11 protein-coding genes are annotated in these 10623 nt (G+C 67.8%); 4 read left to right on the top strand and 7 right to left on the bottom strand.

Features of this window, described 5'->3' with window-relative positions:
• Positions 1 to 727 (top strand): MFS transporter (locus BJG92_RS08295; RefSeq protein WP_374199779.1); only part of this gene is annotated, 727 nt, incomplete at its 5' end.
• Here BJG92_RS08295 and BJG92_RS08290 read toward each other — a convergent pair.
• The gene (locus tag BJG92_RS08290; RefSeq protein ID WP_232083558.1) at positions 724 to 1887 is read right to left on the bottom strand and encodes a PLP-dependent aspartate aminotransferase family protein; all 1164 of its coding nucleotides are present in this window, start codon (positions 1885 to 1887) and stop codon (positions 724 to 726) included. The genes BJG92_RS08295 and BJG92_RS08290 overlap by 4 nt on opposite strands.
• A gap of 132 nt (positions 1888 to 2019) precedes the next feature.
• Between BJG92_RS08290 and BJG92_RS08285 the strand changes: the two genes are divergently transcribed.
• Complete coding sequence (locus BJG92_RS08285) at positions 2020 to 2526, top strand: Lrp/AsnC family transcriptional regulator (protein ID WP_232083557.1); 507 nt, start codon at positions 2020 to 2022, stop codon at positions 2524 to 2526.
• 15 nt (positions 2527 to 2541) lie between these two features.
• On the opposite strand, the gene BJG92_RS08280 is transcribed toward BJG92_RS08285, so the two are convergent.
• Positions 2542 to 3780, bottom strand: coding sequence for an MFS transporter (locus BJG92_RS08280; protein WP_232083556.1), 1239 nt, complete (start codon positions 3778 to 3780; stop codon positions 2542 to 2544).
• Between the two features lie 176 nt (positions 3781 to 3956).
• Between BJG92_RS08280 and BJG92_RS08275 the strand changes: the two genes are divergently transcribed.
• The gene (locus tag BJG92_RS08275) at positions 3957 to 4454 is read left to right on the top strand and encodes an Lrp/AsnC family transcriptional regulator (protein ID WP_374199778.1); all 498 of its coding nucleotides are present in this window, start codon (positions 3957 to 3959) and stop codon (positions 4452 to 4454) included.
• A 75-nt stretch (positions 4455 to 4529) separates the two neighbouring features.
• Positions 4530 to 5525 carry a magnesium/cobalt transporter CorA gene (gene corA / locus BJG92_RS08270; RefSeq protein ID WP_232083554.1) on the top strand — a complete coding sequence of 332 codons (996 nt, stop codon included), beginning with the start codon at positions 4530 to 4532 and terminating at the stop codon, positions 5523 to 5525.
• Positions 5526 to 5536: 11 nt separating this feature from the next.
• On the opposite strand, the gene BJG92_RS08265 is transcribed toward corA, so the two are convergent.
• The 5 genes from BJG92_RS08265 to BJG92_RS08245 form a co-directional block, all read right to left on the bottom strand.
• Positions 5537 to 5860 (bottom strand): hypothetical protein, encoded by a 324-nt coding sequence (locus BJG92_RS08265; protein WP_232083553.1) that lies wholly within the window; start codon positions 5858 to 5860, stop codon positions 5537 to 5539.
• 62 nt (positions 5861 to 5922) lie between these two features.
• The gene (locus BJG92_RS08260; protein ID WP_232083552.1) at positions 5923 to 6687 is read right to left on the bottom strand and encodes an alpha/beta fold hydrolase; all 765 of its coding nucleotides are present in this window, start codon (positions 6685 to 6687) and stop codon (positions 5923 to 5925) included.
• Between the two features lie 144 nt (positions 6688 to 6831).
• Positions 6832 to 8424 carry an ABC-F family ATP-binding cassette domain-containing protein gene (locus BJG92_RS08255; protein ID WP_232083551.1) on the bottom strand — a complete coding sequence of 531 codons (1593 nt, stop codon included), beginning with the start codon at positions 8422 to 8424 and terminating at the stop codon, positions 6832 to 6834.
• A gap of 60 nt (positions 8425 to 8484) precedes the next feature.
• Positions 8485 to 9591, bottom strand: a complete 1107-nt coding sequence (locus tag BJG92_RS08250; protein WP_232083550.1) for a class I SAM-dependent methyltransferase — start codon at positions 9589 to 9591, stop codon at positions 8485 to 8487.
• Positions 9592 to 9906: 315 nt separating this feature from the next.
• Complete coding sequence (locus BJG92_RS08245) at positions 9907 to 10374, bottom strand: GatB/YqeY domain-containing protein (protein WP_232083549.1); 468 nt, start codon at positions 10372 to 10374, stop codon at positions 9907 to 9909.
• Between the last annotated feature and the right edge of the window lie 249 nt (positions 10375 to 10623).

The following is a 10623-nucleotide window of genomic DNA, read 5'->3' as shown; positions in this document are numbered from 1 at the left end:
ACTGTGGGGGTGGCGGGCGGCTGCCCTCGCCGTCTCGCTCCTCGCCGCTGCGGCAACCGCCCTGTTCCTGGTGCTGGTGCCCCAGGCGCGGGGGTTCACGGCCGCTGCGGCCACCGGTTTCCGCGGTGCACTGCGGACGGTTGCCGGTCACGGCCGGAATCCGCGGCTGCTGGCCCTCTATGTCCAGGCCTTCCTGCTGATGGGCGGCTTCGTGGCCGTCTACAACTACCTCGGCTTCAGGCTCGCCGGGGAACCCTTCAGCCTGCCGGCCACCCTCATCAGCCTGATGTTCCTGGCCTATCTCTCCGGAACCATCTCCTCCCGCTGGGCCGGCGGGCTGACCCTTCGGTTCGGCCGGCGCAACGTCATGGTCGCCGGCACGGTTCTCATGGCGCTGGGCCTGGCGCTGACCCTCACCGAGCTGCTCGCCCTGATCCTGGTGGGGCTGGTGCTGTTCACGGGCGGCTTCTTCGCCGCCCACAGCATCGGCGCGGGCTGGACAGGAGCCATCGCGACCACGGGCCGTGCGCAGGCAGCCTCGCTGTACAACTTCGCCTACTACCTCGGCTCCAGCGTCATCGGCTGGGCCGGCGGCCTGGTCTTCCAGTCGCTGGGCTGGAACGCCCTGGCCCTGACCGTGATCGGGCTGGCGTGCACGACGGCGGTGATCACCGCCGTCGTGCATCCGGGGCGGCGGGCGCCCGCGCTGTCGGCGACGCAGCCCTAGCGGGTTGCCTCGATGGCCTGCACGAGATCGGCAACCACGTCCGAGGCGTCTTCGAGGCCCACGGAGACGCGGAGCAGGCTCGCGTGCGGCTTGGCGTCGGCGGCTACCGGGCGGTGGGTGAGCCCTGCGGGGTGCTGAATCAGGGTGTCGATGCCGCCGAGAGAGACGGCGTGGGTGACCATGCCGACGGCGGACGGGATCCGTTCGGCGTGCTCGGCGCTCGCCACCTCGAAGGCCATGAGCGAACCCGGGCCGGCCATTTGTGTGCCGATCAGGCCCTGCGGGTCGCATTCGGGCAGCCCCGGGTAGAAGACCCGCTGTACCAGTGCGTGCCCGGCCAGGGCGAGGGCAACCTTCTGTGCGCTGGCCTGCTGGGCCCGGACCCGGACGGGGAGCGTTGCCAGCCCGCGGTGGAGCAGGTAGGCCGGCCAAGGTGTCAGGATTCCGCCGGTGACGGCACGGATCTGACGCAGCCGGGCGGACCACTCGGGAGCCGCGGCCACCACACCGCCCATCGCGTCGCCGTGCCCGCCGAGGAACTTGGTGGCACTGTGCAGCACCATCGCGGCGCCGAGTTTGAAGGGCCGCTGGAGGACGGGGCTGGCAAAAGTGTTGTCGACCAGCAGCGGCACGCCGTCCGCGGCAGCAGCCACCAGGGCAATATCGACCAGTTCCAAACTGGGGTTCGCGGGCGTCTCCAGGATGACCAGTCCCGTATCTGCCCGGAGCGCCGCATGGACGCCCTCCGGGGTGGTGAACGTGACGTCGTTGCCGAGGACCCCGGAGGCCAGCAGATAGTCGCTTCCACCGTACAGCGGACGGACCGCGACCACGTGCTTCTTCCCGGTGGCCACGACGGCGAGGAGCACCGCGCTCAGCGCGGCCATCCCGGTGGCAAAGGCCACAGCCTCCGGGGCGTCCTCCAGGACCGCGACGCCCTCCTCGAAGCGGGCCACGGTAGGATTCCAGAGCCGCTGGTAGACCGTGCTCTGGCCCGCCAGGTGCGTTCCCCCGGTGGCCATGTGCTCATAGGCCAGGCCGCCGTCGTGGACCGAGGGAAGCGGCGCCGTGGTGGAGAGGTCGATGGGCACTGCGTGCACGCCCAACTCGGTGAGGCCGTTCCGGCCGGCGTGGACAGCCAGCGAGTCTTGAGAAAGCACGTTACTCCTTATGAATATTCACCATTGAATGTGGCCAGTATCTGGTAATAATTCGGAGTTCCACAGGGCTTACGAATGGAAATGCCGGAAATTCGCGATTATGATGAACCCACAACACCTCAAGGAGGATCCGTGAGTGGCATTGTGAAGAATATTCGGCCGGCAGCGGGTGCCGGCGAGCCGCTGGACGCCATCGACGAGCGCCTGCTCGCAGCACTCGTGGCGGACGCCCGCATTTCCAACAAACAGCTGGCGGAGCTCGTGGGCATTGCCCCGTCGACGGCTCTGATGCGCACGCGCGCCCTTTCCGAGCGCGGGATCATCCAGGGCTTCGAGGCCAAGCTCAGCCTGTCCGCGATCGGCCGCTCCGTGCAGGCCTTAATCGCCGTCAGGCTCCGGGCCCACGACCGCGAGCAGATCGACCGCTTCACCTCGCGGGTGCCCCGGCTTCCGGCGGTGCTCTCCACCTTCCACACTTCGGGCTCAGTGGACTACCTGCTGCACATCGCCGTCGCCACTACGGAGGACCTGCGCGACTGGGTGCTGGACAACCTGGCGACCGATCCGGTGGTGGGCCATACGGAGACCACCCTGGTGTTTGACCACATCCAGGGCAACCAGGGACCGCTGCCGGACTGAGGCTGCCGCCGGCGTTCAGCCCCGGCGCAGCGCAGCCCGCAGGGTGATGACCGTTAGGATGAGCCCCGCGGCGGAACAGAGCACGACGAATCCCGCCACGGCCGCCTGGAGCCCGAGCACGCCGGCCGCAAGCCCCAGCCCGATGACCGGGAACGCGCTCCCCAGGTACGTGATGACGTAGACCGTGCTGATGATCTGGGCGTGCCGCGAGGCCTCGACCTTGCCGGCCACGTCGTTGAACACCGTGCGGAAGGACACGCCCTGGCCGAAACCGGCGGTAATGCTGGCGAGGATCAGCAGCCACGGAGCGCTCCAGGCCGCGGCCGCGGCGATCAGCGGCACGGATACGGCGAGCATGCCCAGCCCGACCGGCACCACGAACCGTCCGCGCACGGCCAGCAGTTGGCTCAACGCCGAGGCCCCGAGCGTGAGTCCCGCCAGGAGGCCGATCAGCGGCCGTGAATCGGCATGGACGATTTGGGCGAAATAGCCCGGCGCGAGGGACAGGCAGAACCCGAAGACCGCGAAGCTGAGGAAGCCTACCGATGAGGCCAGCCAGAAGGCGCCACGGGCCTCGCTGGATACCGACGGCCTGCGCGGGGCGAGCACGCGCAGCGGCTGCGGGCCGGCGGCCGAACTGAGGGCCGGCCGGGCCTTGAGCAGGTAAAGCGGGACCAGCAGCGCCATCAGGACGGCGGAATGCAGGTAATACGGCGTGGAGGTGGGGCCCGGCAGGAGGGAGAGCACGCCGCCGATGGCCGGCCCGGCCGCCACCCCGCCGGCGGAGGCCAGGAGGGTGAACCGCGAGGCCCATTCCGGCCGGCTGGGGAGCAGTTCGCGCAGAGCCGCTGAGCTCGCACCGGTGGCGAGGGCCACCGCAATCCCCTGAAGGGCCCGGCCCGCGCAGAGCGTGCCGAGGGTGTCCGCGGCGGCGAAGACATAGCCGCCGGCGAGGCCCACCAGGACCGACAGCACAAGGGCCGCCCGCCTGCCGATGTGGTCCGACCAGTGTCCGGCGAGCATCAGCGTCGCCACGAGGGCCAGGACGTAGGCGGAGAAGGCCACCGTGACCTCGAGTGCGGTGATGCCGAGTTTGGCCTGCAGCAACGGATAGAGCGGGGTCGCCAGATTGGCACCGACCAGCAGCGTAAAGATCACGACGCCGGCCATGACAAGCCGCGCCGTCGTGGACGCGTCCCAGCCCCAGCGGTCAGCCGTGGCCGGGCGCATGCGGAGTTCGCTGAAGACTGTCATGTCCGTGCCCTTGCGTGGAAGCGGGCCGCGCCGTTTCCCTGTGATGGGGGAACCGCCGGCCCGGTAACAATTGATGCCTAAAGCTTGAAGTAGTCATGACCTATCGGGCAAAAGTTTGTGTAAAAATTGATCAAAACCGTCAATCACTGACCCCAAAGATGAACCGGAGTGATGATTTGAACAGTTTGGACCCCACGGACCTGCTGATCCTGCTGGAACTCATCCGGGATCCGCGGATCCAGATCGGCGAGCTCAGCGAGACCCTGGGGATCGCCCGGAATACCGCCCAGACACGGATGCGCCGGATGCAGCGCTCCGGCTTGCTGCACGACGGCGGCCGCGAGATCGACCTTGAGTCGGTGGGTTACGACGTCGTCGCCTTCGTCACGATCGAAGTGAACCACCGGGAGCTCGACGGCGTGGTGGGCGCCCTGCGCCTGATCGCCCAGGTCCTTGAAGTCCACGAGATCTCCGGACGCGGCGACGTCTGGTGCCGGGTGGTGGCCACCGACACGCACAACCTCCAGGCGGCCCTGCGGTCTATCCTGCGGATCAAGGGCGTCATCCGGACCGAGACCGTGCTGGCCCTCCACACCCACATCCAGTACCGCACCGAGCCGCTGATCAGCAGGCTGGCGCAGGGAAGTTCACTGGCCCCTGGCCGGGCACAGTGACAGGGCGCCCGGGCCCGCCGGGCGTGTTCGTCGGCCGGTGCGCCCGAACGGAGCCGGGCACTGGATAATTGGCCCGTGACTATTATCGATAACGCCGTCTACGTCGACGGTGTCCGCAGTGTGGAACCGCAGAACCTTGAACAGACCTTTGAGACCCTGACCATGCACGGCGGCATGGCATGGATCGGCCTGTACCGGCCCACGCAACAGGAAATGGCGGCCGTCGCGTCGGAATTCGGGCTGCACGGGCTGGCCGTCGAGGACGCCATCTCGGCCCACCAGCGCCCGAAGCTGGAGCGCTATGACGACAACCTCTTCACCGTCCTGCGGCCCGCCCGGTACCTGGACGAGAGCGAGACGGTGGAGTTCGGCGAACTGCACGTCTTCACCGGCAAGAACTACGTGGTGACCGTCCGCCACGCCGAGACCGGCGGCGTCGCGCAGGTTCGCCAGCTTCTCGAAAAGCGGCCTGAGCTGCTCGCCCACGGACCCGAAGCCGTGCTGTACGCCCTCATGGACAAGGTCGTGGATGACTACGTCCCGGTGGTCGCCGGGCTGGAGAACGACATCGACGAGATCGAGGACCAGCTCTTCAGCGGGGACCCCAAAGTCTCCCGCCGGATCTACGAACTGGCCCGGGAAGTCATCCAGTTCCAGCGGGCCATCCACCCGCTTCCGGCGATGATGCAGCAGCTCCGGCGCGGCTTCGAGAAGTACGAGGTGGACGTGGAGCTGCAGCACAACCTCCGCGACGTCGAGGACCACGTGGAACGCCTGATCTCCCGCGCCGACTCCTTCCGCGACCTGTTGCAGAACGCCCTCACCCTGGACGGCACACTGACCGCCAACCGCCAGAACGAGGTCAGCGCGAAACAAAATGAGCAGGTCAAGAAGATTTCATCGTGGGCCGCCATCTTCTTCGCCCCCTCCTTTGTGGCGGGCGTGTACGGCATGAACTTCGACCACATGCCGGAACTGCATTGGTACTTTGGGTACCCCATGGCAATCGGGCTGATGGCCGGCACGGCGGCGCTGATGTACGTGATCTTCAAGAAGAAGACCTGGCTCTAGCCTGCGTCGAATCAGCCGGCGGACCGCCGGTTCCGTGCCAGGGCGACCAGCCGGGCGAAGGCCAGGACAAAGACCGCCTCGATCAGCACCATGAGGCCGAGCCACACCCACTGGCCGCTGCCGATGAAGGCTACGGCGCCGACCAGCACCAGGACGGTCCCGAGGACGAGGGCATAGACGGCAAATCCAAAGGCTACCCGCGCGCTGCGCACACCAGTGCGGAAGCCGAAGCCCTGGGGCTCCCCGCCTGGGTATCCGGCGACGCGGTCCGGTCCGGCCGCCTTGCGGCTGTCGAACTCCTCCCAGGGGTCCCGGTCCTGATCCTGTTCGGTCATACTCCATTATCCCCTGAACCCGGAGGCCCGCGCCCGGGCCGGAACCCGGGTTTCGGGACCGGTCAGCGGAAGAAGTCCAGCAGAACCGGGGCGACGGCGTCGGGCGCCACCGCGTGATCCTGGCCTTCGATGACATCCTTCCGTCCGTCCCGCACGGCATCGGCCACCGCCGTGGCCGAGGCGGCCGCCCACGCAGCACTGGCGCCGCCAAAGAGCGCGAGGACCGGGGCGGCGATGCCCGCAACCCGGTCCGCCGGCACACTGCCGTCAGCCGCGAGCGTCAGGTCGTACGGCAGGGTGGGCGCCAGGGCCACCAACGACGGCCACCAGGGCGCCTGGGTCATTCCGGGGTCAAAGTAGGCACCGGTGTGCCGGATGAATTCCTCGACGGCCTTGTCGCCGTGGCCTCCGTTCGCCAGGGAACGTACCTTGTCCACGAAAACCTGCCAGTCATCGCCTCCGCCGGTCAGATAGGGCGGTTCATAGACGGCGATTTTCCTGACGGTGAGACCCGCCGCGGCCGCTTCCAGGGACAGAATCCCTCCCGAGGAGTGCCCATACAGGTGCACTGGCCCGTCCGCCGCGGCAGCGAGCGCGTGGAGGTCTTCGACTTCGCGTTCCACCGCATAGGGCGCCGTGTCGGTGCTGTCCCCGCGCCCGCGCCGGTCGTAGCTGACCACTGTGAACGATTCCGCCAGCAGAGGGACCAGGTTGGCGGCGGAATGCCGGTTGTTCAGCGCCCCGCCCACCAGGATGAGAACCGGCCCGGTCCCCGCCTGCTCGTAGGCAATGCTGGTCCCATCAGCGGACTGGACTGTCTGGATCATTGTGGTTCTCCCCGGTGCTTGCGAGCGTGGCATGGCGGCTCCCTTGCGTGCCTTAGTCACTTCTACGCTACGGCGGCCGGCACTTCAAGGGCGCCCCTCACGCGGTCCCGGGCCGTCGTGACTGCACTGGAAAGGCCCGGCGGGCTAGGCGGCGCGCACGTCGACGTCGCCGGCTTCGGCACCGTCCGCGCCGAAGACCAGCAGGCGGTTGGCGATCTTCTCGCTGAAGAAACGGTCGTGGCTGACCACCACCACGGCTCCGGGAAAGTGCAGCAGGGCGCGTTCCATGACCTGCGTGCTGGACATGTCCAGGTGGTTGGTGGGTTCGTCCAGCAGCAGCACCGAGGCGCCGGAGAGCAGGCACTGCGCCATCGCGACGCGCGCTTTCTGCCCGCCCGAGAGGTTACCGATCTTCTGCTTGAGGTCCGCCTCGGAGAACTGGAACATGGCCAGGAAACGGTTGACTGACTTCTTCGTGGCGCTGAAGGCGAGGCTGTCCGGCAGGGCGTTGACCGCGTGGGACACCGTGTCGGCGTCGTCGAGGTCCGCCAGCATCTGGTTGTAGGACACGAAACCTGGTCCCTTGGCCCAGTTCACCTCGCCGGCATCTGCCTGCTCCTCCCCCGTCAGCACCTTCAGCAGCGTGGACTTGCCGCTGCCGTTGGCGCCGAGGACCACAATGCGGTTGCCGCGCCGGATCTCGAAGCTCAGGTCCTGGAAGAGGACTTTGCTGCCGTAGGACTTGCCGAGTCCCTCCACCCGGCACAGGACATCCTTCACGTGCAGGCCGCCGTAGATCTCCGTGACGATCTGGTCCACGGGCCGGGGCGTGCGGGTCTTCTTGATCTTGGCCAGCTGGTTGCCGAGCCCGCGGCTGGCGGCCTTGGCCGCTTCGCGGCGGTCGGCGATCCCCTCGGCCTCAAACGCCAGCAGCTCGGACTCGTGCACGAACTGCTGCTCGAGGGTCTTGAGGCGGAATTGTTTCTGCACGACGTATTCCCCGAAGTTGCCCGGGTACTCGTGCAGGTGGAAGTTCTCGACCTCGATGATGCGCGTGACGACGGCGTCGAGGAACTTCCGGTCGTGCGAAACGATGATCGCGGCGCCCTGGAAATCCCGGAACCAGCTTTCGAGCCATTCGACGCCGGCGACGTCCAGGAAGTTGGTGGGCTCGTCGAGCAGCAGCACGTCGGGGCCTTCCAGCAGGATCTTGGCCAGGGCCGCGCGGTTGCGCCAGCCGCCGGAAAGCTCGTCGATCGCGCAGCGGCGGTGGGCTTCATCGAAGCCCAGGGTGGTGAGCACCGTGTCGATACGCCGCGGGTAGTCCCAGCCGTCAAGCCGGTCCATGTCCGCGAAAAGGTCGGCCTGGCGCTGGATCAGCCGGTCCAGTTCGGCAGCGGCGGGGTCCCCTGCAATCGCAGTGTCGATGGACGCGAGTTCGGCTTCGACGGCCTTGATTTCCGCGAACAACGCATCGAGCACGTCCAGGATGGTTGCCTCGCCGTTAAGTTCGGAGAACTGGGAGAAGTAGCCCACCCTGGTCCCCATCTCCAGGGTGACGGTACCGGAATCCGGCGCCACCTGGTCGAGGACCAGTTTAAGGATGGTCGTCTTGCCGGAGCCGTTCTTCCCGATCAGGCCTACCCGGTCCCCGGCTTCGAGGCGGAAGAACGCCTCGCGAAGGATCTGGGTGTTGTCGAAGCGGACACTGACGTCTTGCAGCCGGATCAGGCTCATGGGTGTTTCTCTTTCGATGGAGGGCTGAGAACGGCGAGTGCGCGCCTGCGGAGCGAGGCGCTAACGGGTGACGAGCCGCCACAGCGAGGTGACCTCGGCTGCGCGGGCCTCGAACAGGGGATCGCTGCGGTCCGATGCCTTGGGGTGGTTTGGCTTGGTGTCGAACCGTTCCAGCACCGTCAGCCCGGCCGCCTCGATGGCGCCCAGCAGATCGTCACGGGTCCGCAGGCCCAGGTGTTCGGCCAGATCCGAGAGGACAAGCCAACCCTCCCCGCCCGGCTCCAGGTGCGCCGGGAGCTCGTTCAGGAAGCGGAGCAACATCCGGCTCCCGGGATCGTAGACGGCATTGTCCAACGAGGAATGCGGGGTGGCCGGAATCCACGGCGGGTTGCACACGATCAGCGGTGCGCGGCCGGGCGGGAACATGTCGGTCAGGACAGCCTCCGCACGGTCCTGGACCCCTAGGTTCCTGAAATTCTCGCCGGCGCAGGCAATCGCGCGGGGCTCGTTGTCCGTCGCCACCACGCGCTGGACACCCCGGCGGGCGAGAACGGCCGCGAGCACTCCGGTGCCGGTTCCGACGTCGAACGCCAGCGTCCCAGAGGGCAGCGGAGCGGCGGCCACCAGGTCGACATACTCGCTGCGGGTCGGGAAGAACGTCCCGTAGTGCGGATGGATGCGGGCCTGCAAGGCATCGACGTAGACGCCGTTCCGCCGCCACTCGTGGGCGCCGATTGCGCCGACAAGCTCATGCAGGGACACCACCGAAGGTTCGCGTATTTCCCCGTACGCCTCCCCGGCGGCCGCCTGGATATCCGGGGAGCGCCGCAGCGGCACCACCGGGCCCGGATCAAGCGGAATCAGCAGCAGGCCCAGCATGCGCGCACGGTGCGAGCGGGACTGCCGATGCCGGTAAAACTCGTCGGCCGGAGTGTCTGCGGCATTTTTCTTCTTCCCCGCGCCCATCCGCCGATCCATGGCATTGAGGATCTGCCGCGCGTTGTGGAAGTCGCCCTGCCAGAGCATCGCGACGCCTTGGGACGCCATCCGGTTCGCCTCATCGGCGGTCAGGGAGTCTGTGACCGCCTGGACGCGCGCAGGCGCGGGCCTTCCGTTCGCCGAGCGCCATCGGGCGCTCCTGCTGCCGCCGTCCTCGGCCCACGTCACGACGGCTGGCTCCTGGGCCCGTGCCGCCTGCGGGGGCGTGGGGGCTGGCGTTTCGAATGCCTGGGGGCCAGGCGCGGCGGTAGCGATCAGAGGTCCAATCCCAGAGTCCGAGGGGCGGATCGGAGACTGAATTTTGCGGCGGCATTCCGCGACGCCCGGGGCACGGTCCAGTGTTTTGGGCAGTTGTCCGGCCACGAACCGCGCGGTGCTAGATGGCGGATACTGCCATTCAACGTACCCTCACAGGATACAGGCGGCCGCCGGCAGCCATCCCCCTGGAGGCCCGGGCTGCGGATTCCGGGGGGACACGCCCCGTCACTGGGGGATGCGGCTGCGCACGATCTCGCTGACGGCCTTGCCGTCGAAGCGTCCGGCCACCTTCGCGGTCACTGGCTTCATCACCGCGCCCAGCTGGCGCATGGTCAGTTCGGCGCCGCCTGCGGTGAGGGATCCGATGACCTCGTCGACGATGGCTTCCACCTCGGCTGCGGTAAGGGCCTTGGGCAGGTATGCCTCAATGACCTCGGCCTCGGCGATCTCGGCGGCCGCCCGGTGGGATTCGCCGGCCTCGGTGTAGATGCGGGCCGTGTCGCGGCGCTTGGCGGCTTCTTTCTGGAGCAGGGAGGTCACCTGGGCGTCGTCGAGCACGATGGGGGTCTTGCCGGACTTCTCGCGGGTCTCGATTTCGCCCAGGACGTTGCGGACGGTGGTGAGCGCAACCTTGTTGCGGTCCTTCATGTGGCTGACGACGTCAGCCTGCAGGCGTTCTTTCAGGGTGGTCATGGTTCTCCTCGTCTCACTGGACAGGATATCGGCATCCCCGGCCGGGGGAATCCGCCGGGGCCGCCGCGGGCTAGCAGCGCATGGGGGTATAGCGGCCCATGCTCTCTACGCGTCGATTTATCTGCCCCCGACCGGCCCCCGGTCGCGAGGGCTCCCAGGCGCGCGCCTAGGTGTACTCAGCCAGCAGGTTGGTTACATCTGCTGATGGGTGGTCGTCCTCCGAGGGCGCTGTGGTTGCGGCGGTGGTTG

This window comes from Arthrobacter sp. SO5 (assembly GCF_020532805.1).
Taxonomy (GTDB): domain Bacteria; phylum Actinomycetota; class Actinomycetes; order Actinomycetales; family Micrococcaceae; genus Arthrobacter.
Note: the sequence above shows the minus strand (reverse complement) of the source record. Positions and strands in the feature narration are given on the sequence as shown.

What these genes read in the sequence shown, in the direction of transcription:
- BJG92_RS08280 (WP_232083556.1), bottom strand. Translation starts at nt 3,780, where the DNA reads ATGACAGTCTTCAGCGAACTCCGCATGCGCCCGGCCACGGCTGACCGC.
- BJG92_RS08265 (WP_232083553.1), bottom strand. Translation starts at nt 5,860, where the DNA reads ATGACCGAACAGGATCAGGACCGGGACCCCTGGGAGGAGTTCGACAGC.
- BJG92_RS08260 (WP_232083552.1), bottom strand. Translation starts at nt 6,687, where the DNA reads ATGATCCAGACAGTCCAGTCCGCTGATGGGACCAGCATTGCCTACGAG.
- BJG92_RS08255 (WP_232083551.1), bottom strand. Translation starts at nt 8,424, where the DNA reads ATGAGCCTGATCCGGCTGCAAGACGTCAGTGTCCGCTTCGACAACACC.
- BJG92_RS08245 (WP_232083549.1), bottom strand. Translation starts at nt 10,374, where the DNA reads ATGACCACCCTGAAAGAACGCCTGCAGGCTGACGTCGTCAGCCACATG.